Genomic DNA, 22,405 nt, shown 5'->3' with positions numbered 1-22,405 from the left:
GCGAAGACCACGGCGAAGGCGGCTCCGGCCAAGACCACCGCCAAGGCATCGACCGCCAAGAAGGCCACCCCGGCCAAGACCACGACCGCCAAGCGCACCAGCGCCGCGAAGAAGAAGTAACACCCCAGCACCACGCCGAAGGCCGCCACCCAACTGATGGGTGGCGGCCTTCGGCATTCAGGAAGCACGGCGGGTTCAGCCGGCGGCACGATCCACGGCGCCGACGAGCCAGGGGAAGAACCTGCTTGTGCCACCTGGGTATGACCGCGCCACCACACCTGGTCGTCACCTCGACCAGGCCGCCAGCGGTCGGCCGATCCGACAGCCGCCCTCGCCGACCACAGCCACACGACGAGCCCCGCGACGAGTGCGGCCGCGCAGCAGGTTCCGACGAACGCGGGCGTGACCAGGTTGACGCCCGTCGTGGCCAGCGGCCGCACCGCGGGATAGCCGACCGCGAAACCGCCCACCACCGCCGCTGTCAGCGGCAGCAGTGCGACCAGCGCGGCGGAACGCCAGTAGATCCGGCGGTTTCCGGTGAGCACGCTCAACGCCGCGATCGCCCTGCCGAAGCGGAGGAACTCGCCCGCGAGTCCCAGTCCGGTGGCGAAAATCAGCACAACGAGCCCGAACCCGCCGACCAGCGTGATCCAGCCCGCCTGTTCGCGCGGCGGCACCGCCCCGGTGAACCAGGTTTCGCCCGGCACGTTGGTCGCCACCCCGAAGGGGAAGGCGACGCCCGCGTTGTTCAGCACACCCGCCGCGATGTCCTCGCCGTCGACGGAGAACGCCAGCAGGGAGAACGTTTCCTCCCTCACGGCCGAGGCCGGGGCGCCCGGCGCCACGGTCAGCACGGGCTGGATTCCCTGGCGCAGCCACGCCGCGAACGCACCCGGGGCCGGTTCTGCCTGCCGCTCCTCACACGGCAACGCCAGCGACGACAGGGCCGCGCAGGTGCCGGTCACCCGGACTTCCGCGGCCGTCTGGGTGTAGGCGACCACTTCGATGCCGTCGGGAACGGCCGCGACGAAGGCGTCCACCGCGGCGGCGGTCGCCTGACCGCCCCGAGGATGCACCCCCACCAGTGCGTAGCCGTGCTCGTCGACATACGCACCCGCTTCCTCCGCGTTGTTGGCGAAGTTGCCCTGCATGGTGAGAGCGAACAGGAGGAAGAGAATGGTCGCGCACACTCCGAAAACCTGCCGGGCGATCGCGTCGGGGTGGTGGGTCATCCGCCTGCCGGACGTGAGCAGCGCCGGCTCCCGGCTCCGGCGGGCGAGTCCACGCCCCAGCGCGGCGACCAGCACGAGGCACGGGAACAACGCGGTCCGCGCCGCACGGGTGCGCCTGCCGAACTCCCGCAGCGGCCGGTTGCCGCTCACACCGACCCCGCCGACCGCGCTCCGCAACACCGCCGCGCACAACACGAACACCGCGGCGGCGACCACACAGAGGGCGAACGGGAGCCGCCGGTCGCCCGTGACGAACCAGGAAAGCACCGCGACCGCACCGAGCGCGCCGAGCGACACCGGCGCCCGCGCCTCACCGACCGCGACCCACAGCCGGTGCGACAGGCGGCCACCGAGAGCGGTGACCAGCGCGTCCCGGCGGTCCCGTGAATGCGCCGCGACCCGGGACGCCACCAGCGCCGGCAGGACGGACGGGAACACGCCCAGCGCGACGAGCATCGCCGCCAGGGCGCCCGCGGAGAAGTCCTGGTCCGCCAGCAACCAGTGCACGTTCTGGCCGGGCAGTGCGGGACCGGCGCCGCCGAAGCCGGACACCGCGACGACACCGGTGGTCTCGTCCGCGACGAGGTCCCGCGCGGGCCGGACGTAGGCGAGCAACTGGGTCGCGTCGGCCAGACCGGACTCGTCGACGGTGCCCGCGAGTTCGCCGTAGCGTTCCGTGATTCCCTGGCTCGCGCCCTCGCGCAGCAGTTCCGGTGAGACCACCGCGGTGCCCGGCGCGGGCCACTCGGTGAGTCCCGGCGGAAGGGGCGCGTCGCCGCCGCCCGGCGAGACGTACGTGACCGCCCGACATGCGGTGCTCCCTGGCCGCGGCGACCGCCGAAGCCAACGTGAGCGTCGCCAGCACGAGCGCGAAGAACCGGATGCCGCCGGACTCGGACCGGGTCCCGGCCGCGCGGCCGATGCCGAGCAGCCGGGCGCGCAGCCGCCGGTTCACCGCCCGGCTCCGGCACCGGCCCACGGCACCAGCTCGCGGCGCCGGACGGTGAACACGTGGTCGGCGCGTTCGGCCACCGCCCCGTCGTGGGTGACGACCAGCAGGGCGCAGCCGTGACGCGCGGGCAGTTCGAACACCATGTCGGCGACCAGGTCAGGGTTCGTCTCGTCGAGCGCACCGGTCGGCTCGTCGGCGAGCAGCAACCGGGGACGGTTGATCAGCGCCCGCGCCACCGCGGTGCGCTGACGCTCGCCCCCGGAGAGCGTGCCGACCGAGGCGGCACGCGGCACGCCGAGCTCGTCGAGCAACTCGGCCACGTCCGCGTCGAGTCCGTCGTCCGACCGGCCGGCGAGCAACGCGGCGAGTGCCACGTTCTCGGCGGCGCTGAGCTCCGGCAGCAGTTCCGCGAACTGGAACACCATGCCGACCGACTCCGCCCGCAGCCGGGCGAGTGCCTTGGCCGAGTGCCAACGACAACAGCGTGCTCTTGCCCGACCCGCTCGGTCCCAGCACGGCCATCGACTCGCCGGGCCGGAGCAGCAGACTCAGGTCCTCGAACAGCTGCCGGTCGCCGATGCGATGGCTCACGCCGTCGAACCGCAGGGCATTACGCGTATCCATGGAATCCTCGCCTCGTACGACGGCCCCGCCCCCGGAACGCGGAAGCGGGGCCACGCGTCAGCTACGGTTGATCACCACTCGTTCCAGCCACCGCAGTTGTCCTTCGCGAGAGTCACCGCTCGCCACGCTGCCGCAGCCCGACGTGTTGTTCTTCCGCTGGATGCCCGTGGTGCCCTTCTCGATGAACCGGCCGTACGCCGAGTCGCCGTCGCACTTCGTGTCGTAGACCTTCCAGTCCCCGTCGCTGTTCCCGTACGCGTTCGAGCCCGTGGTGTCCGAGCTGATGGCGTTCGCCGGGCCGGCGGCCCCGAACAACGCGACACCGGCGATGGCCGCGATGGCGTGGAAGCGCGCGGCGAGCCACTGAGGACAAGTGCGACGTCGGCGGCTGAACGGAGCAGCGGGAGGCACCGTTCAGCCGCCGAGGATCAGCCCGTTGCTGGCTTGTGAGCACCGAGCCCGGTCGCATTAGGTGGGACACATGGCACTGTGCCATCCCGGACACCCAGTGTGACCGGGCCCCTGCTGGAGGCTCACCATGAACAGAAGCATCATCGCCAGGGCGGCCACAGCCCTTCTGGCCGCGGCCGGCATCGCGGCCGTAGCCCCCGGGTTCGCCACGGCGGCACCGTTGTCGGCGAACGCTGCGCAGGACCTCGTGGGTTCGCTCGGCGACTCCCGCACCGCGGGCGTGTACGTCGACTCGGCCGGGCGCACCGTCGTCACGGTCACCGACACGGCGGCCGCCGCCGCGGTGCGTGCGGCCGGTGCGACGCCGCGCGTCGTCGAACGCAGCGCCGCGCAGCTCGACCGGCTGATGACCACATTGGACAAGGGAGTCGCGGGCACCGCGTGGGCGGTCGACCCCGTCGGCAACCAGGTCGTCGTCAGCGTGGCGAACGACGTGCGCGGCGCGCACCTCGCCGGCCTGGAGTCCGCCGTCGCCCGGACGGACGGGGCGGTCCGGCTCGAACGGCTCTCCGGCCCGATCACGGCGTTGACCTCGGGCGGCGACGCGATCTACGGCGGCGGGTACCGCTGCTCGCTCGGGTTCAACGTGCGCAGCGGCAGCACCTATTCGTTCCTCACCGCGGGGCACTGCACGGACGTGGCCGACGAGTGGTTCGCGAACTCGTCACACTCCACGAAGCTGGGTGACACCGCCGGCTCCAGCTTCCCCGGCAACGACTACGGGATCGTGCGCTACACCAACACCTCGGTGTCCATCGACGGCACCGTCGGCGGCCAGGACATCACGTCGGCCGGGAACGCGTACGTGGGCGAGTCGGTGACGCGCCGCGGCAGCACGACCGGGACGCGCAGCGGCACGGTGACCGCGCTGAACGTGACCGTGCACTACTCCGGTGGCGGCACGGTGCGCGGCATGATCCAAACCAACGTGTGCGCCGAGCCGGGCGACAGCGGCGGCCCGCTGTACGACCGGTCGACCGCGCTCGGGCTGACCTCCGGCGGCAGCGGCAACTGCCGTACCGGTGGCACGACGTTCTACCAGCCCGTCACCGAGGCACTGGGCCGCTACGGCGTCTCTGTGTTCTGATCCCCAAGGCCGGCGGGGCGCTCCCACTGAAGGGGGCGCCCCGTCCGCTGCCGCTGTGGCTGGTCCTCCGGCGGGTCGCCCTTCCGAACGGGCGTGGGGAGTCCGGTCAGGCGGATCAGGGTGTCGAACCCCGCTTCCGTACCCGGCCAGTGTCGTCGCAGGGCTTCGCTTCCCGCGGCGCGGGCCACGCCGCGCAGGACCGCGGTGACGATGATGGCGTCGTCGGCGTAGCCGAGCACCGGGATGAAGTCCGGGATCAGGTCGATGGGGAACGCCAGGTAGGCCAGCAGCAGGGCCAGGCGGACGCGGACACCTCGGGGCAGGGACTTGTCGGCCGCCAGCCGCCTGGTCAGCCGGAGCACGTCCGGGAGCAGGCGGAGCGCCTCGCGCAGCAGGGTGCCGCGTGGGCGGATGACCGCCAGCGTGACGACCAGTGCCACCCACGTCGCCAGCAGCGCCGCCGCCACGCCGAGCAGTGTGTTCCAGACGGTCACCCTCGCAGACTACGGCGACGTCATCTCGATGAGTGACCAAGCTCGACGGACGGATGACACAATCACCTCATGAGCGCGGAGAAGGGTGTGCGGCGGGCGCGGCGGGCACCCGCGGCCAACGAACGGCAGCGGGACCCCGAGCGCACCAAGGCGCGGATCGTCGAGGCCGCCGTCGAGGAGTTCTCCGCCAAGGGGTTCGCCGGGGCACGCGTGTCCGAGATCGCCCGTCGCGCGGGGGTGAACCAGCAGCTCATCGCGTACTACTTCGACGGGAAGGAAGGGCTCTACCGGGAGCTCGCTCGGCGCTGGCGCGAGTACGAGGCCGAGGCGTTCCCCGACGACATGGCCGCCGACGAGCTGATCAAGGGCTACGTGCGGGTGAGCGTCGGCAACCGGCACGGCAGCAGGCTGCTCGCGTGGGAGGGGCTCGGTGACTCCGGCCGTGACGGCGAGGATCCCGACGAGGCGCGGGCACGCGACACCCGCCTGCGCCACGAGGTGGAGCAGCTCCGCAAACGCCAGGAGGCGGGCGAGCTGGACGACCGGCTCGACCCGGCCGCGCTGCACCTGATCATGACGGCCGCAGCGAACGCGCTGACCGTGTACCCGCAGCTCGCCCGCGGCGTGTTCGGCGACGACGGCAGTTCCCCCGAGGTCGTCGAGCACTTCGCCGAGCAGCTCGCGTTGCTGGCGCGACCTCGCACCTGACGTCCACTGTGGACAGTTCGGCGACCGGTGCGGTGACGCCCGTATTGTCCGGTCTACCTGGATCGTGACACCATTTCCGTACGCGGGTTGTCGCGCTTCGTGTTACGGAAGGGAACTCTGTGTTCAAGCGAATGCTCTCCGCCTTCGGGGTGGGCGGGCCATCGGTCGATACCGTGCTGGACTCGGCCGTCGCCACCGCCGGGGAGGTGGTTCGGGGGAAGGTCCAGATCCAGGGCGGCACGAAGGACGTCGTCATCGACCAGGTGGTGCTGTCGCTCGTCACCCGGGTAGAGGTCGAGCACCACGGCGGCGAGGCACACGGGACTGGTGAGTTCTTCCGCCTGACCGTGCAGCGTGACGTGCGGGTCCCCGCCGGTGAACGGCTGGACATCCCCTTCCAGCTCTCCCTGCCGTGGGAAACGCCGATCACCGCGGTCGGGGACGTCGCGCTGCCGGGCATGCTCGTCGGCGTGCGCACCGACCTGGTGATCAAGGGCGCGCCGGACAAGGGCGACCTGGACCCCGTGCGGGTGCGACCGCTGCCGTCGCAGGACCGGGTGCTCGAGGCGTTCGGCGAGCTGGGCGCCACCTTCCGCGGCGCCGACGTCGAGGTCGGCCGGATCGTCGACGTGCCGCAGGAGCTGGGCTTCTACCAGGAGATCGAGTTCTTCCCGCCGCCGCGGTTCACGGGGCGGCTCAACCAGGTCGAGCTGACCTTCGTCACGACCCACTCCGACGTGTGGGTCGTGCTGGAGGCCGACAAGCGCGGCGGGATGTTCCGGCAGGGCGGTGACATGTTCGGCCGCTTCCACATGTCACACGAGGAGGCCGAGCAGGCCGACTGGACCGCGATCATCGGCGGCTGGCTCGCCGACGTCGCCGACCGCGCGCCGCGCGGGAACCCGGCCTTCGGCGGGCACCACGGCCATCACGGCCACCACGGCAGGCGCGGCTCCGGCATGGGCGCGGTCGTCGGTGGCGCCGCCGCCGGTCTCGTCGGCGGCATGATCATCGGGGACATGATGGACGGCGAGCTCTTCGACGGCGGCGAGGACGTCGGCGCCGAGGAGTGACCCGGCGCGTGTGCCGGCCCTGTGCACGGGCCGGCACACGCCACCCGAAATACGGATGGACACCGCCGCGACAGTCGGTAATGTCGAAATCTCCCTATGTGTTGGGAGATCGGGGTGGCCACATCCGTGTCCGGCGAAGGTGACCGGCTCGCACGCTTTCTCTACGCGCTGCGGCGGACCCCCATCCCCACCGCCCCCTCGCCGCACGACGCCTACCAGGAAGCGCTCGGGCTGAACCTGCTCGCGCTGGGCCTGCGGCTGGAACACGTGAACCGGATGAGCGAGTCGCTGACGCTCGCCGACTCCACCCACATGGCCCGCACGGTCACCGTCGACATCAACATGAACACCCTGACCGCGGAGCAGAAGTGGGCGCTGCGCACCGACCCCGGTGACGACGCCCCCGACTCCGTGTGGCTGCCGGTGACCCGCCACTCCCGCACGGCACAAGCGTCGTTCGTCGTGCGGGACGCCGCCGGGGACGTCGTGCCGCGCACCACACAGGTGGAGAACGCGCGAGCCCTGATCCACGGCCTCTGCCGCGCATTCCGGATGTTCCTCAGCTCCGACCCGCGCACCGAGGACCCGGCGGAACTGCTCCACGGCATCCGGCACAGCCTCAACCGGTCCCGCTGGCTCGTCGAGGCGACGATCGCCGCCCTGGTGACCGGTGGGCGGCCGCGGCCCGGCGCGTTGCCGCCACCCGCCGACAGCGGACGCCCCACCGACTCCGACATCATCCGGGAGAAGGCGGCGGCGGCCGTCACGCAGCTGTTCGAGCCGGACAGCCCGTTCCTGGAACTGCTGGACATCGCGTCGTCCGACAGCCTGCTCGTCGTGGCGATGCCCGTGCACAACGCGCGGACGTTCATCACCTACGAGGCGCCGGTGATCCCCGCGCTGTCCAAGCACGCCCGGCCCCGCCACGCGCTCTGGCGGTGGTTGACCGTGCGCCACGAGTTCACCGTGCGGTACACGACGCTCATCCCCCGGGCCGTGAACTCCTACCACGTGACCGCCGAGGTGCCGTCGGAGATCCAGGTCCGGCGGTTCTTCCTCACCACCGACGTGGACTCCCCCGCGCTGCGGTCGCTCGTCGCCGACATGCGCGCCGTCGCCGAGGGCTACGACCACCTCCGCGCGGTCGCGCCGAAGCTGCTCGAACTGGAACTGCAGGGCATCGCCAGCAGGCTCGCCGAGTTCGGCAGGCGGCGCGAACGCGACCTCGCCGAGTTCCGCGCCTACGTCGAGGAGCGGTACGCCACGTTCGCGAGCAGACCGCCGCGGTTCCCCGCACGGCCCGACACGGCGACCCCGACCGACGACACCGGGCTCACGCTCGACGAGCCGATCGTCGCGCGCCTGGAGCGGTTCGCCAACCTCTACGAGGCCGACTGGTTCCGCAAGCTCGGCGACGGGCTGATGACCGGCGACGTCCTGCTGCGCCTCGCCGACGAACTGGAGGAGACGCAGATCGACCTCGACGTCCACACCGACAACGACCCGAGGGAGAACGCGGGCCACGCGCAGTGGCAGCAGCGGCCGTTCGGCGCCGACCCCCGGTCGGCCGAACCGGTCACCTCGACCGTCTACATGGCACTCGTCGACGACCCGCCCTCGCTTGGGTCGAACGTGTCCAAGCTGCTGCTCGCGGTGCTGCTGCTCGTCGTCGGGTTCGGCGCGGTGCTCGAACCCGGGTTCTTCGCGAGCGTGCCGGTCCTCGGCGCGATGGGCTCGTGGTTCGGCCCTCGGGTGGACGCAGGCGGGCCGTTCTCGTCCGCGGACGCGATCGTGACGATGTTGCTGCTGGTACCCGGCCTGCTGCTGTCCCGCCTGGACATCCCGTCGAACAAGACGGTGCTCGGCCAGCTGCGGACGTTCCCCCGCTACGTCGCGTACACGTCGGTGATCATCGCGGGCGCGCTCGCCCTGCTCGTCGCCTCCGGCCGCGCCGACTCGCTGCGCGTGCCGTTCCTGGTCGGGATGGTCGCGTTGCTCCTGCTGTTCCTGCTCGTCGGGCTCGACGGGCTGGGCAAGGCCGTGAAACGGCGGCGGCGGGTACCGGCGAACCACGTCAGCCCGATGTGGCTGGTCGCCGAGATCCGCGGGAAGAAACGGGTGCGGCGCTGGAAACGGTGCCGTGCCGAGTTCTCCACGATCGGCACGGAGAACGACCATGTCTAGCGCCGGGCTGCGCCACCCCGCACTCGCGTCGGTCGCGGCACGCGCCGCCACGTCGGGCAGCCCGGCCGTGCTGTTCGACGTCACGCACGACGGCCCGGAGACCGGGCTGCCGCCCGCCGGCCTGACCCCACCCACCGCGCAGGACCAGGTCGCGGCGGAGGCGCTGGCGTTCCACGTGGCCGGCGTCGGGTTCGGGGTGCACACGTGGACACCGGTCACGCCGAGCAAGCAGCACGACGGCGTGACGACGAGCCGGATCGCGGTGCGCAGGTACGAGACGAACGGCCACGGCCCGGCCCGCGGGTTGTTCACGGGCAGCGTCGTGATCAACCCGGACTTCCTGTACGACACCGACCACAGCGTCGAGGTCCTGCTGACCCTCGACCACGAGCCGTGGCGGCCGACGTACGCGGACTCGCTGATGATCACGTTGGCGTACCAGGGGATGACGACGGCGGCAGCGGGTGGCCCCGGTGCCCCGGTGCTGTTCCTGCAGTCGCCGGTGGCGCCGTTCCGCGACCCGGGCCGCCAGTTCCGGGTGGACGGTTCCGGCGAGGCGCCGAGGCACGCGAACGGCATGGCGCTGCGGATGATCGTCGGCCTGGAGCAGGACAACCACGGCAAGCGGATCGCGCTGATGTGCGCGCTGGCGGAGCTGGCCACCGCGAACGGCTTCGGCCTGCAGGTCTCGGACCGCCGGTTCGGCCGGGTCCGCGGCGAGTGGTGGTCGGTGCTGCCACCGGACCGGAAGCGTTACCTGGCGCGGAAAGCGGAACTGTTCGGGTGGGCGCCGGACGCGGTGCCCGCCGCCGTGCAGCTGCTGACGTTCGTGGGGCCCGCCCGCGTCGGCTCGTCGGCGGCGATCGCGTCGGATCTGCTGTCCCGCAACGTTGGCGTGCTCGCGGTGTCCGAGTCGTCGATGCGGGAGATCGGGTTCATCAACATGGTCGTCCCGCTCGCCCCGGCCCGCATCGGCAGGGCACGGCTGTCGAGCACCACGCTCTCGATCTCCGACGGCCTCGGCCAGACGGCGAGCGAGTGCGGGCTGACGCGACGGCAGGCGGTGCGCGCGAAAAGCCGTGTCACCGGCTCGGCCGCCACCGACTACCGCGTACTGCGCACCGGACCGATGCGCCCGCCCATCAAGGAATGGGCCGGGCACGACCATCCGCTGTGGCTGTCGTGGGGCGTTCCGCTCGGCGCGCACGGAAAGGCTCTGGGGAGCGACCCCCAGCCCTCGGGCAGAGTCCCCGACGTGGCCGAGCTCGTGACGACCCTGCTGCGCACGGCGACGGACCGCGTGACGTCGGCCCGCATCGACTACTACCGCGCGCGTGTGCTCCCGAACGGCACCGTGACCGGCCGCGCGAAGATCGCCGTGTCCCTCGCGGAGGCGGTCGGCCCGGACGACGTCCCGGCCGCGCTGAGCGACCTCTGCCCGTGGGCGCAACGAGAGGCCATCGCCCACCTGATGGCCGACAACCTGTCCCGGGGCGCCATCCGCCTGCGCCTGGCCTGGCGAGAACGCTGGCTCGGCCACGGCGGCACAGTCACGTAACCCCGCGAGTCGCGCCCCCAAACACCGCGAGTCGCGCCCCCAAACACCGCGAGTCGCGCCCCCAGACACCGCGAGTCGCGCCCCCAGACACCGCGAGTCGCGCCCTCAGACACCGCGAGTCGCGCTCCCAGGCACACCGAGTTGTGTGTTTCGTGCACTCCGCGCTGGGGCCATGTACACGAAACACACAACTCGGTAGGCGCGAGAACGCGACTCGCTATGCCTGCGGACGCGACTCGCTATGCCTGCGGACGCGACTCGCTATGCCTGCGGACGCGACTCGCGTGGGATGGTGGGGTCAGGTCCAGCGCAGGGTTCGGTGGGTGTCGCCGCTTCGGGTGCGGGCCGCGGCCAGTGTGCGTTCGGTGGCCTCCGGGGAGCCCGCGCGCAGCAGGACGGTGCCCGGCACCACGTTCGCGACCGCCTCGGCGAACAACTCGACACGCTCGCGGGTCGCGCCGAGCGTGCGCGGCACGCGCCACGTGTGGTCGCCGTTCGCGAGCAGCCAGCGCGGGGTGCCCAGTGGCCCGACGACCTCCTCGAACGTGTCCGCCCACAGCGTGGCCGCGTCGTCGGGCACGCCGTCGACCACCGTCGCCGTGCCGTCCGGCGTGAGGTTCGTGGTGACGCGGGCGTCCGCCAGCTCGGCGTGACCGGCCGCCGTCAGCCCGGCCGCCACCGCTTCGCCGAGCCGCCGCAGGAACACGTCGTCGGACCGCGCCCGCCCACGTGCCAGCACCGCGGGCGGCAGCGCGGCCACCCCGCAGACCACCGCGAGCACCGCCACCACCGGCAACCCGACCACCGCGGCGCCCGCGCCGGCCAGCGCACCGGACACCACGCCGGTCGTGGCGCCGACGGTCCGCCACCGGCGTCCCCGGATCCGCACCTGCCTGCGCACCCGCCGCCGTCGCACGTGGACCACGCTCGTCGCCACCCCGGCGGCGTCGACCGCCGCCCACAACCGCCGCGTCGCCGCGTGGTCGGCCATCAGCTCGGCGCTGGCCGCGTTGAGCACCGTGTGTTCGTCGGGCGACGGCGGCGCGGGCTGGGCGGCCCTCGGGTGCACCTTGCCCGCGCCCGTCACGAGCACGCCGTCGCGGTCGGGCCCCCACCAGCGCGTGTGCCTGCCGCGGAACCGGCGCCAGTCGCCGTGCGCGGTCGGGTGCGCGACCACGACGTCCCACAGCGACGCGACCTTCTCCGGCCGCGCCGGGTCGATCCGCAGCGCGCGCCCCCGCAGCTGCGTCATCGCCGTCGTGCTCGCGACCTCGCTCAGGTCCACGAGCACGTTCAGCCGCGGCAGGTTCCAGCCCTCACCGACCAGACCCCGCGTGGCGACAAGCGTTTGCGCGGCACCGGTGGTGAGCGCGGCGGCCGCCGCGGCGAGCCACCGGGCCGCGTCCCACGACGACCCGTGCCCGCACAGCTCCACCACGGACGGGATGTCGCTGCCCCGGGTGGTGACCCAGCGCCCGTCGGTCGCGGCCACGTTGATCGCGTGCGTCACCCGGTCGGCGGCGAGCGCGTCGCACCACGCACCCCTGCCGGTCACGCACAGCACGCCCCGCACCGCCACCGCACCTTCCTCGCACAGCGCCGCCAACACCCGTGCCGCCGTCCCGGCGTCGGCGCCGAGCACGGCCCGCGCGGCGGCGGGCGGGCTGGTGGCCCGGTCCCGTTCCACGACGACCAGCGCACACAGGTCGTCGCCGCGCACGGCCTCCTCCTGCCGCAGCACCTCGCCCGCGGCGACGCCCTTCGCGGTGGACCGCGAGCACACGATGTCCGCGACCGACCGGGTCCACCGCACCCCGGACGCGGACAGCGCGACGCCGTGGCGGCGCAGTTCCTGCTTCACGTCGTCGCGCAGCTCCTGGTCGATGTCCGCGTGCGGGTCGTGCAGCCACGCGTCGAGCAGCAGGATCCGGTCGTCGAGCGTCAGTTCACCGGACGGTTCGTGCTGGTCGACCACCATGCCGCGGGCCGCGAACCAGCGGGCGAGCGCGACGGCGGCGAGCGGGTCGGTCTCCCCCAGCCGCGCCCACCCGTCCTCGTCGGACTCGACCCGGGCCACCGCCCACGCGATGAACGGCTCGCCGAGCAGCGCCTCGTCGAGCCGTGCCGCGAAGGATGTCGCCCACGTGTCGAGGAACGCCGTCTCCTCCGGCGCCAGCTCGGCGACCCGCACCCCGTCCCGCCACGGCGCCACCCCGCCGTCGGCGACCATCGCGGCGAGGTGCAGCTCCGCGTCCACGTCGCCGAGCAGGCCCGCGTAGTTCAGCCCCTCCTGGACGGAGCCGGGTTCGGGCAGCGTGGCGGTGAGGCCGATGACGGCGACGTCGTCGAGCCGGGTCACCAGCGCGTTCACCACGAGCGCCCACCAGTCCAGCAGGTGGTGGCACTCGTCGAGGACGACGCAGCCGATGCCCAGCCCGGCGATGCGGTCGATCAGCGCGGCGGCCCGCTCGCCGAGCAGGTCCTCGGCGGGCAGGCCGACGTCCTCGCCGCTGGCGAGCGAGCGGCGCAGGACCCGGACGTGCCTGCCCAGCTCCTTGCGGGCACGGGCCGGGTCACGCCGCTCGACCGCCTCGACCCGGTCCCGCGCCGCGTCCTCCCCCAGCTTGGTGGCGACCTCGGCGAGCCACAGCCTGCGCGCGGCGGCACGCAGGTCGTCGGCGGCGGCGCCGGGGTTGCCGAGCAGCTGGTAGGTGAGCGAGTGCAGCTGCGCGGGCCGGTCGAGGTCGGTGCTCGCGAACTCGGCGGGCACCGCCCCGAACAACGCGACCGCGCCACGCCACTGGTCACGGATGGCGGTCGTCGGCGACAGCACGAGCGTGCGGGTGCCGTGCCTGCGGGCCAGCTCCAGCCCGACGAGCGTCTTGCCCGCGCCGGGCGGTGCGCACACGTGCCAGCGCCGGTCGGTGACGTGCCCGCAGAGGTCCAGCAGGTGCCGCTGCGACTTCCGCCAGGCGATCGTCGGCGCGAGCCCGTCCCAGCTTCCCGTCACCGGCACCTCCGCGTCGTCGGTCTACATCCGACCACAGACGACGAGCACCAGTTCCCGCGCGGGACGCGCCACCTCCTCACCGTCCCCGCTGCTCCAGTCGAGATCGGTCGCCACCAGCCGTTTCCCGGTGAGGTCGACACCGAAGAACGGCGCCCGGTCCGGCACGATCTCGTCGAGGACCAACCGCAGCCGGTCGGGCGGCACGTCCCTGCCGAGTCCGAGCGCCACGGTGATGTCGAGGCCGTGGATGACGTCGTGGCACAGGGCGCCGACGTCACTGCCGGGCCGCCACGGGTGCCGCTCGTTGTCCCGCAGCGCGGCGGTCAGCTCGGCACTCGTGAGCCGCGCGGCGTCCGCACGGGCCAGTTCGTCGGCGGCGCGGTTGATCTCGTCGGCGGTGGTGCCCCGCAGGAACCGGGCGTCCGGGTCGCGGAACGGCGCGGTCATGTGCGCGACGACCTCACGCACCCGCCAGCCTTCGCACAGGCTGGGCGTGTCCCACTGGTCCTCGGACAGCTCGGCAAGCACCTCGGCCAGCTCACGGCGCTCGGCCGCGATGGCATCGCGGATCATGTGTGTCCCTTCCGTCGGTGTTCAGTCGCCCCACCGACGAACGGGGCACGCCCGGATCGACCTCAGCACTCGATGACGTTCACGGCGAGCCCGCCGCGCGCTGTCTCCTTGTACTTGACCTTCATGTCGGCGCCGGTCTCCCGCATGGTCTTGATGACCTTGTCGAGCGTGACGACGTGGGTGCCGTCGCCGCGCAGCGCCATGCGGGCGGCGTTGATGGCCTTCACGGACGCCATCGCGTTGCGCTCGATGCACGGGATCTGCACGAGGCCGCCGACCGGGTCGCAGGTGAGGCCGAGGTTGTGCTCCATGCCGATCTCGGCGGCGTTCTCGACCTGTTCCGGGGTGCCGCCGAGCACCTCGCACAGCGCGCCCGCGGCCATCGAGCAGGCGGAACCGACCTCGCCCTGACAGCCGACCTCGGCACCGGAGATCGACGCGGTCTCCTTGTAGATGACGCCGATCGCGCCCGCGGTGAGCAGGAACCGGACGACGCCCTCGTCGGTCGCGCCGGGCACGAACCGCGCGTAGTAGTGCAGGACGGCGGGGATGATGCCGGCGGCGCCGTTGGTCGGTGCCGTGACCACGCGGCCGCCGGAGGCGTTCTCCTCGTTCACGGCGAGCGCGAACAGGTTCACCCAGTCCATGACCCGCAGCGGGTCGGTGGAGAAGGGGTCGGACGAGAGGTGCTCGTACATCTCCCGCGCGCGACGCCGGACCTTGAGGCCGCCGGGCAGCGTGCCGTCCTGCGTGTAGCCGCGACGGACGCACTCCTGCATGACGTCCCAGATGTGGGTGAGCCCGGTGTGCACGTCGGCGACGGGCCGCCACGCCGTCTCGTTGGCGAGCATGATCTCGCTCACGGGCAGCCCCGTGCGGCGGCAGTGGGCGAGCAGTTCGGCGCCGGTGCGGAACGGGTAGGCGACCTCGGTGTCGTCGACCTTGATCCGGTCGGCGCCCTGAGCGGCCTCGTCGACCACGAACCCCCCGCCGACGGAGTAGTACGTGCGGGCCCGGACGGAGTTCCCGTCGCCGTCGAACGCCTCGAACGTCATGCCGTTCGGGTGGAACGGGAGACTGCGGCGCCGGTGCAGCACGAGCGCGTCGTCGTCGAAGGTGATCTCGCGCGTGCCGAGGAGCCGGAGCTTCCCGGTGACGCGGATCCGCTCCACCCGTTCCTGGACGGTGTCGGTGTCGACGGTCTCGGGCTGTTCGCCTTCGAGCCCCAGCAGGACCGCGGGCCCGCTGCCGTGCCCGTGCCCGGTCGCGCCGAGCGAGCCGAACAGTTCGGCTTTCACGGAGTTCACCGAGGTCAGAAGCCCGTCGTCGGCGAGCCCCGTCACGAACGTGCGGGCGGCCCGCATCGGCCCGACGGTGTGCGAACTGGACGGCCCGATACCGACCGAGAACAGGTCGAACACACTGATCGCCATTGAACCTCCGGAGGCACCCGCCGCTACCGGTTCATGGTAGGTCGGGCACCGGAGTACACGTCGTCGGACCGACCGGTCCGCCCCGACACAGCGGCGCGACCTCGACGGGATGACCGAGCGTGACGTCGTGGTGCCGCGCCGGAGGTGGCGGGACCCGGGCGGGCAACGCTCACGCCAGCGCTTGCGCCGCCACCTTCGCCGCGTCGGCGAGGGCCGCGTTGTCGTACTCCGCGCCCGCCACCTCCTTGGTGGTCAGGACCGCGATGACGATCGGGGTGCCGTCCGGGGTCCAGGTGATCGCGACGTCGTTGGCCGAGCCGTGGTCGCCGCTGCCCGTCTTGTCCGCGGTCGTCCAGTCCGCGGGCAGGCCCGCCCGGATGCGCTCGCCGCCGGTCTTGTTCGCGAGCAGCCAGTCCTTCAGCCGCGCACGCTCCGGCTCCCCCAGCACCAGCGACCGGTAGCCCTCGCCGATCGCCGCCGGGGTCGTCGTGTCGCGGTTGTCACCCGGGACGGCCGTGTTCAGCTCCGGCTCCCAGCGGTCGAGCCGCGTCCGCGTGTCCTTGATGTCGCGCGCGAACGCGGTGATCGCCTCCGGCCCGCCGAGCAGCCGCAGCAGCAGGTTCGCGGCCGTGTTGTCCGACCGCGTGATCGCCGCCTCGCACAGTTCGGCGACGGTCATCCCGGTCGCCACCCGCTCGCTCGTCACCGGCGAGTTCGCCACCAGGTCGTCCTCGGTGTAGTTCACGACGGTGCCGAAGAAGGCCTCCTCGAGCGGGTGCAGGCGCAGGAGCGCGGCCGCCGCGTAGGTCTTGAACGTCGACATCATCGGGAACGACTCGTCCGCCCGGTACGACAGCGTACGTCCGGTGTGGACGTTCACGGCGTACACGCCGAGCCGGATGGCGTAGCGCTCCTCGAGGTCGCGCAGCAGCGCCGGATCGGCGACGGCACTGACCGAAGTGGACGACACCGCCGATGCCGCCGCCGACGTCCGTGGCGACGGTGGCGCCGCCGAGCATCCCGCCACCAGCCCCAGGCTGAGCAGGCCCGCGAACAGGGCCAGCCGGCTGTTCCCCATGTGTGCCCCTTCCTCTGTGGATCACCACGAAGGAAGCACAGCCCGCACACCGCGCGCCAATAGACGACGCGCCGACAGTCGATATTCTTTTGGAATCACCGCAGGTCAAGCCCCTGAGAACTCACCACCTCCCGGACCGCAACTCGGTCACCGCGAGCCGCGCGCACTCACCGATCGCCGCGTCGACGGCAGGCAGGAAGGCGTCGGCACGCGCGGCGAACGTGAACACCGCGACCGCGATCGGCGTCTCCCCCGGGAACGTGACGACCGCCACCTCGTTGCGGATCGCGCCGATGGTGCCGGTCTTGCCCGCGACCGTCACGCCCGCGTACGGGAACCCGGCGCGCACCCGGTGCGGCCAGACCTGGAGCCCGAGCAGCCGCCGCACGAACGCGCACCACCCCGGGTCCACGACGGCGTCCGACCAGATCATCGCGAGCAGCCGCGTCATCTCCCGCGCCGTCGTGGCGCTCGCGAACGCGGGGTCGTACGCGCTGACGGTGAGCGCGGCGTCGTTGTCCTGGAGCATCGCGAACGCCTCGGCCGCCGACGCGGCACCGGTGTCCCGCACGAGCGCCGCCTCGACGTCGGCCTGCCCGCCGACGACCTTCGTCGCGGACAGCCCGCACTCCGACAGCACCGCACGTACCGCGTCGAGCCCGACCTCGCCGAGGATCACGTCGGCGGCGAGGTTGTCCGACACCGCGATCATCGACGCCGCGAGGTCCCGCCACGACACCGTGACCGGGTCGAGGAACGCCGCGATCCCGGTCGGCCCAGGCGAACCGGACGCGGGGTGCACGCGCACGGTCGCGGTGGGGTCGAGCGTCCCGTCCGCGAACCGCGCGCACAAGCCGACGAGCAACGGCAGCTTGTACACCGACGCCATGACCACGAGTTCGTCCGCGCCGACGGCCACCTCCCGGCTCGGCGATCCGCCGATCGGCACGGCGTGCACCCAGCCGGTCGCGCCCGCGTGCCGGAGGGTGTCGCGGACGCGCTCCTCAACGGACGGCATGGTGGTCCTCGGCGAGCGCGCCTTCGACGAGCCGCCGCGACTCGGGCTCGGTGCGCCACACCAGCCGCACCCGCAGGTGGAACTCGTCGCCGCCGAGCGCGGCGCGCGCCACCCCTGGCGCACGCAACCCTGGGTCGGCGGTGAGCCCGAACGCACCGCCCGTCGCGACGGCCGCGACCACGTCCCGGTCCGTGGGCGCCGGCACCAGCACGGGATCGATTCCCTTGGCACGTAAGGAGTCCACGAGCAGGTCACACGCGGCCGTGTTGTGACTGCGCGGCGCGGCGGCGAGCGTGAGGCCACGCAGGTGCGCGAACCGCTGAACCGTCCTGCCCGCGGGCACGAGGAACTCGGCAGGCACCTTGACGACGGCACCGCACTCGAGCGGGTGCACCAGCGCGGGGTGGTGCACCACGGCACAGTCCAACTGCCCGGCGACAACCGCCGCGACAAGCTCCACAGTGGACAATACGGTCGCGCTGGCCCGCGCCCCGGCACGCCGCACCGCGTCGACGACCGCGGCGACGTGCCATGCGGGGAGCTGCGGCAAGAACCCGATCCGCAGCTCGGTGTGCGCGTCCCGGTGCCGCTGCGCGTCCTCGGTGAACCGCGCGGCGTCGGCGAGCAACGCGGTGGCACGGGGTAACAGGTCCGCTCCGGCGGACGTCAGTCCCACCCCGCGCGCGGTGCGGGTGAGAAGGGTGACGCCGAGCTTGTCCTCCAGCCGCCGGATCCCCTGGGACAACGGCGGCTGCGTCATCCCGAGCCGATCGGCGGCGTGCCGAAAGTGCGCCTCCTCGGCGACGGCCACGAAGAAGCGAAGATGTCGAAGCAGATCCACGGAATCATCAAAGCAGGGGGCACCGACAAACCGGCCCGTGGCAGGATCCACGCCGTGAGCGACGACGAGCGCACGTGCGGACGTCCCACTCGCGCGGGCACCCCGTGCCGGGTGCGCCTCAGCGAGTCCGAGGACGCGTGCGGCATGCACGCCCCGTCCACCGCGAGCCATGCCGTGGGCCGCCTGTTCGAAGTGGACGGCGAGCAGGTCGTGTCAGTGGGCCGGTACGCCTACCGGTGGCGCGGCAACCCGCCACTCGCGATCGGCGACCGGGTCCTGCTGCCGGAGAACTGGCTGAGCCGCAAGAAAGACGGCCCGGGCCACTGGGTCGGCACGATCACCGAACTGGGCACAACGTACACAGGCACACTGGGACACGTAGTCGACCGCGCCCCGAAAAGCTGAGAGACGGGGCTTGAGGTTACGCACTGAGCGGACATTTTCCCGCGTTTTCTCAGGTCATCAGCCTGCGGCACGGCGCCTTCGCGGCCCCTCCGGCGAGGAGGCAGCCTCTCACCCGCTATGAACTGAAACACGTTTCAGCTAACCTCGACAGCATGATTGCCACGGTGGTGTGGGGCACGGGCAACGTAGGCCGTGCCGCTGTACGCGCGGTGAACGCTCACCCGGCACTGAAACTGACCTCCGTCATCGTCCACGACGAGGCCAAGGCAGGCCGAGACGCAGGCCTCCTGGCCGACGTCGGCCACGAACTCGGAATCCCTGCCACCAAAGACATCGACGCAACCCTGGCCACCAACCCACGCGCCGTCGTCTACGCCGCGTCCGGAGACGTCCGGTTCGACGACGCCCTCGCCGACATCGTCAAGGCCATCCGTGCCGGCGCGGTGGTCGTCACGCCGTCCCTCTACCCGCTCTACGACCAGCGCAACGCACCCCCCGAACTACGAGAACCCGTTCTAGAAGCGATCCGAGACGGAGGCGGCTCCCTGTTCGTCTCCGGCGTCGACCCCGGCTGGGGCAACGACGTGCTGCCGCTGCTGATCTCCGGGCTCGGCACGCGCGTCGACGTCGTCCGCTGCCAGGAGATCTTCGACTACTCCACCTACGAACAGCCCGACTCCGTGCGCTACCTCGTCGGCATGGGCCAGCCGATGGACTACGAACCCCCGATGCTGCTGCCCATGGTGCCCACCATGGTGTGGGGCGGCCAGATCCGGCTCATGGCCCGCGCGCTCGGTGTCGACCTGGACGAGCTCCGCGAGACCGTGGACCGCCGCCCGCTCGAGGACACCGTCACGACCCGGACGATGGGTGAGTTCGCCAAGGGCACGCAGGGCGCGGTGCGCTTCGAGGTGCAGGGCATCGTCGACGGCGAACCGCGCATCGTCATCGAGCACGTGACGCGCATCCACCCGTCGTGCGCGCCGGACTGGCCGCAGCCGCCGAGTGGTGCGGGTGCGCACCGGGTCGTCATCGAGGGCAGGCCGCGGATCGAGGTCACCGTCGAGGCCACCGACGAGGGCGAGAACCGGTCCGCCGGCGGTAACGCGACCGCCGTCGGACGCCTGGTCAACGCGATCGACTGGCTCGTCGACGCCGAACCCGGTCTCTACGACGCACTCGACGTCCCGCTGCGCCCCGGCCGCCTGGAGAGGAAGTAGCCACATGCACGTCGACATCCCCGACGGCAAGGACCCGATCGCGTACGTGTGGGGCGAGATGGTGCCCGGCATCGGCACCGCCGCCGCGAGCTTCTCGCTCGCCGTCTACTCGCACAGCACGCTGGGGCTGCGTGAGTTCGAGGCGGCGCGCCTGCGGATCGCACAGATCAACGGGTGCCTGTTCTGCCAGGACTGGCGCACCGAACGCGACGGGCAGAAGGTCGAGCCCGAGTTCGCGGACGCGGTGGAACAGTGGCGCACCACCGACGCCTTCGACGACCGCACGCGGCTGGCCGCCGAGTACGCCGAGCGGTACGCCACCGACCACCACGGCATCGACGACGAGTTCTGGTCGCGGATGACCGCGCACTACACGCAGCACGAGATCGTCGAGCTGTCCATGAGCATCGGCTCGTGGCTCGCGTTCGGCAGGCTGAACCGGGTGCTCGGACTCGACACCCAGTGCGTCCTGCCGGTCACAGGTCCTCAGCGATGATGCGCTCGATGTTGCGTTCCGCCAGCGCTGTGATCGTGACGAACGGGTTCACGCTCGTGTTGCCGGGGATCAGCGCGCCGTCCATCACGTAGAGGCCGGGGTAACCGTGCAGGCGACCGTGGTTGTCGGTCGCCTTGTTCAGCACCGCGCCGCCCAGCGGGTGGTAGGTGAGGTGGTCGCCCCAGATCTTGTACGTGCCGAAGAGGTCGGTGCGGTAGATCGTCCCCTCCTTGGCGTTGATCCTGTCGAAGATGGACTTCGCCATGGTGATCGACGGCTGCTTCCACGCCGTCTGCCAGTTCAGGTCCACCCGGTTCGCGGCGGCGTTCCACGTGAACCGCGCGCGGTTCGGGTTCCTCGTGATGGACAGGTAGAACGACGCCCACGTCTCGATCCCGGTGGGCAGCGGCGCCACCTCCGCGAAAGCGCCGCCCGCCACCCAGTTGTCGATGCCCGCGGTGGGGATCGACGTCTGCACGGAGCCGGTCGGGTCCCACAGGTGGTTGGCGCGACCGCACATGACGTTTCCGTTGTCGCCCCAGTTGGCGCCGATCTCGCCGTTCAGGTTCGGCAGTGCCCCGGTGGCCTTCAGCTTGGTGAGCAGCTTGCTGGTGCCGACGCTGCCCGCCGCGAAGAACACGCGGTCGGCGGTGACGGTCTTGGTGGCGGTGACGGCGCCGCTCGTGTCCAGTCGCTCGGCCACGACGGCGTACCGGTCGCCCGCCCGCGTGACGGACGTGACGCGGTGCAACGGCGTGATCTGCACGCGCCCGGTCGCACGCGCCTTCGCGAGGTACGTCTTGGGCAACGACTTCTTGCCGTGGTTGTTGCCGTACAGGATCTCCCCCGCCACCGCGGACAGCGGCACGGAACCGGCGGCCTCCTGCTTCATGTAGTTCATGTCGTACACGTTGGGCACGAGCGTGAACGCGAAACCGGACCGCTGCGCGTGTTTGCGGCCGACCCGCGCGTACTGGTAGCAGTCCACGGTCTCCCACCAGGCCGGGTCGACGTGGTTCACACCCAGCTCCGCGTTGGCCCTCGGGTAGTAGACGTCGTACATCTCTGCCGGGTCGACCGAGGGCAGGACCGCACCGAAGTTCTCCCGTTTCGGGGTGACGGCCATGCCGCCGTTGACGAGCGAACCGCCGCCGACGCCCCGTCCCTGGTAGACGACGATGCCGCCGAACTCCTCCGCGTCGAGGATGCCGGTGTAGCGCGGCACGTCCTTGTCGAGCGGGAACCCGAGGAAGTTGCTGAGTGGCTGCTTGGTCCTGGTGCGCAGCCAGTAGGACCGGTAGTCGGGGGACGTCGTGTTGGCGAAGATCTTGCCGTCGGCTCCGGGCACGTCCCACGCCATGCCCATCTCGAGCATGTGGACGTCCACACCGGCTTGGGCGAGGCGCAGCGCGGTCACCGCCCCGCCGTAGCCGGTGCCGATGACGAGCACGGGCACGTGCGCCCCGTCCCCAATCGCGGCAGAGGCCCGGCCGGCGAGGGCAGCGGTGGCAAGAATAGAACCAGTTCCAGCGAGAAACAGTCGTCGCGAGACGCGCGGGGATACGTTGCCAGACACCATTGTATTCATGAGGTGAGCTTCCTCACGTGCGCAGGGATTAGAACCTGTTATACGTAACGACGAAGGTCAAGTCACTAGATACCGACGGGTAACTTGCCTCTGTTCCACCTGATCAAGTACTCGCTCTTCCCGCCGCTGGGTCTTGCGACACCGGCCGGGTACCCGGCCAACAACGACGAGGTGGCCGACTGCTATCACCGGTTCCGGCGTGGCTATCCACGGGCGGTGTTGGATGGGCCACGAGAGGTTGTTCCGCGCGACGCGCCTCTTCCTCCGCCCCGGCCCGGACAGCCCCCAAACCAAACACGCCGGGTCAGGAACCAACCGCACCGTGGGGGTGTGGGGGGTCGCCCCCCACAACAGACAAGG

At 71.8% G+C, this 22,405-nt stretch carries 17 protein-coding genes and 2 pseudogenes; 8 read left to right on the top strand and 11 right to left on the bottom strand.

The annotated features are described in order from the left end of the window. The 3 genes and pseudogenes from ACIBVP_RS33250 to ACIBVP_RS33240 form a co-directional block, all read right to left on the bottom strand. Window positions 1-1,955, bottom strand: a pseudogene (locus tag ACIBVP_RS33250) (hypothetical protein); the annotation flags it as partial. Window positions 1,956-2,183: 228 nt separating this feature from the next. Next, a pseudogene (locus ACIBVP_RS33245) lies at window positions 2,184-2,706 on the bottom strand (ABC transporter ATP-binding protein). A gap of 159 nt (window positions 2,707-2,865) precedes the next feature. Further along, window positions 2,866-3,219 carry a hypothetical protein gene (locus tag ACIBVP_RS33240; RefSeq protein WP_396110374.1) on the bottom strand — a complete coding sequence of 118 codons (354 nt, stop codon included), beginning with the start codon at window positions 3,217-3,219 and terminating at the stop codon, window positions 2,866-2,868. 127 nt (window positions 3,220-3,346) lie between these two features. Between ACIBVP_RS33240 and ACIBVP_RS33235 the strand changes: the two genes are divergently transcribed. Next, window positions 3,347-4,366, top strand: coding sequence for a S1 family peptidase (locus ACIBVP_RS33235; RefSeq protein ID WP_396110373.1), 1,020 nt, complete (start codon window positions 3,347-3,349; stop codon window positions 4,364-4,366). Here ACIBVP_RS33235 and ACIBVP_RS33230 read toward each other — a convergent pair. After that, window positions 4,345-4,860, bottom strand: coding sequence for a YkvA family protein (locus ACIBVP_RS33230; protein ID WP_396110372.1), 516 nt, complete (start codon window positions 4,858-4,860; stop codon window positions 4,345-4,347). The genes ACIBVP_RS33235 and ACIBVP_RS33230 overlap by 22 nt on opposite strands. 69 nt (window positions 4,861-4,929) lie before the next feature. On the opposite strand from ACIBVP_RS33230, the gene ACIBVP_RS33225 reads away from it, so the two are divergent. The 4 genes from ACIBVP_RS33225 (at window position 4,930) to ACIBVP_RS33210 (ending at window position 10,383) form a co-directional block, all read left to right on the top strand. Then, window positions 4,930-5,568: a TetR/AcrR family transcriptional regulator gene (locus ACIBVP_RS33225; RefSeq protein ID WP_396110371.1), complete on the top strand. Its 639-nt coding sequence runs from the start codon at window positions 4,930-4,932 to the stop codon at window positions 5,566-5,568. A gap of 119 nt (window positions 5,569-5,687) precedes the next feature. Further along, window positions 5,688-6,641, top strand: coding sequence for a sporulation protein (locus tag ACIBVP_RS33220; RefSeq protein WP_396110370.1), 954 nt, complete (start codon window positions 5,688-5,690; stop codon window positions 6,639-6,641). Between the two features lie 114 nt (window positions 6,642-6,755). After that, window positions 6,756-8,825, top strand: a complete 2,070-nt coding sequence (locus tag ACIBVP_RS33215) for a hypothetical protein (RefSeq protein ID WP_396110369.1) — start codon at window positions 6,756-6,758, stop codon at window positions 8,823-8,825. Continuing rightward, entirely contained in the window at window positions 8,818-10,383 is a 1,566-nt protein-coding gene (locus ACIBVP_RS33210; protein ID WP_396110368.1) for a hypothetical protein, read from the top strand. The genes ACIBVP_RS33215 and ACIBVP_RS33210 overlap by 8 nt, the downstream gene beginning before the upstream one ends. A gap of 298 nt (window positions 10,384-10,681) precedes the next feature. On the opposite strand, the gene ACIBVP_RS33205 is transcribed toward ACIBVP_RS33210, so the two are convergent. The 6 genes from ACIBVP_RS33205 to ACIBVP_RS33180 form a co-directional block, all read right to left on the bottom strand. Then, complete coding sequence (locus ACIBVP_RS33205) at window positions 10,682-13,393, bottom strand: hypothetical protein (protein WP_396110367.1); 2,712 nt, start codon at window positions 13,391-13,393, stop codon at window positions 10,682-10,684. A 21-nt stretch (window positions 13,394-13,414) separates the two neighbouring features. Further along, entirely contained in the window at window positions 13,415-13,966 is a 552-nt protein-coding gene (locus tag ACIBVP_RS33200) for a maleylpyruvate isomerase family mycothiol-dependent enzyme (protein WP_396110366.1), read from the bottom strand. Between the two features lie 62 nt (window positions 13,967-14,028). Next, a complete protein-coding gene (locus tag ACIBVP_RS33195; protein WP_396110365.1) occupies window positions 14,029-15,399 on the bottom strand; it encodes an L-serine ammonia-lyase in 1,371 nt (456 codons plus the stop codon). 169 nt (window positions 15,400-15,568) lie between these two features. Further along, window positions 15,569-16,477: a class A beta-lactamase gene (bla, locus tag ACIBVP_RS33190; RefSeq protein ID WP_396110364.1), complete on the bottom strand. Its 909-nt coding sequence runs from the start codon at window positions 16,475-16,477 to the stop codon at window positions 15,569-15,571. A 121-nt stretch (window positions 16,478-16,598) separates the two neighbouring features. Further along, the gene (locus ACIBVP_RS33185) at window positions 16,599-17,495 is read right to left on the bottom strand and encodes a serine hydrolase (protein WP_396110363.1); all 897 of its coding nucleotides are present in this window, start codon (window positions 17,493-17,495) and stop codon (window positions 16,599-16,601) included. Next, complete coding sequence (locus ACIBVP_RS33180) at window positions 17,482-18,336, bottom strand: LysR family transcriptional regulator (protein WP_396110362.1); 855 nt, start codon at window positions 18,334-18,336, stop codon at window positions 17,482-17,484. Before ACIBVP_RS33180 ends, ACIBVP_RS33185 begins: the two co-directional genes overlap by 14 nt. Window positions 18,337-18,390: 54 nt before the next feature. On the opposite strand from ACIBVP_RS33180, the gene ACIBVP_RS33175 reads away from it, so the two are divergent. The 3 genes from ACIBVP_RS33175 (at window position 18,391) to ACIBVP_RS33165 (ending at window position 20,457) form a co-directional block, all read left to right on the top strand. Next, a complete protein-coding gene (locus ACIBVP_RS33175; protein ID WP_396110361.1) occupies window positions 18,391-18,741 on the top strand; it encodes a hypothetical protein in 351 nt (116 codons plus the stop codon). A 152-nt stretch (window positions 18,742-18,893) separates the two neighbouring features. Further along, on the top strand, window positions 18,894-19,961 hold the full coding sequence (locus tag ACIBVP_RS33170; protein ID WP_396110360.1) for a dihydrodipicolinate reductase: 1,068 nt from the start codon (window positions 18,894-18,896) through the stop codon (window positions 19,959-19,961). Window positions 19,962-19,965: 4 nt separating this feature from the next. After that, window positions 19,966-20,457 (top strand): carboxymuconolactone decarboxylase family protein, encoded by a 492-nt coding sequence (locus tag ACIBVP_RS33165; protein ID WP_396110359.1) that lies wholly within the window; start codon window positions 19,966-19,968, stop codon window positions 20,455-20,457. Here ACIBVP_RS33165 and ACIBVP_RS33160 read toward each other — a convergent pair. Further along, window positions 20,438-22,036 (bottom strand): GMC oxidoreductase, encoded by a 1,599-nt coding sequence (locus ACIBVP_RS33160; RefSeq protein WP_396110358.1) that lies wholly within the window; start codon window positions 22,034-22,036, stop codon window positions 20,438-20,440. The genes ACIBVP_RS33165 and ACIBVP_RS33160 overlap by 20 nt on opposite strands. Between the last annotated feature and the right edge of the window lie 369 nt (window positions 22,037-22,405).

It is taken from the genome of Actinophytocola sp. NPDC049390, assembly GCF_044466355.1.
Taxonomy (GTDB): Bacteria; Actinomycetota; Actinomycetes; order Mycobacteriales; family Pseudonocardiaceae; genus Actinophytocola.
The sequence above is the reverse complement of the archived record's forward strand: the minus strand, read 5'-3'. Positions and strand labels throughout refer to the sequence as shown.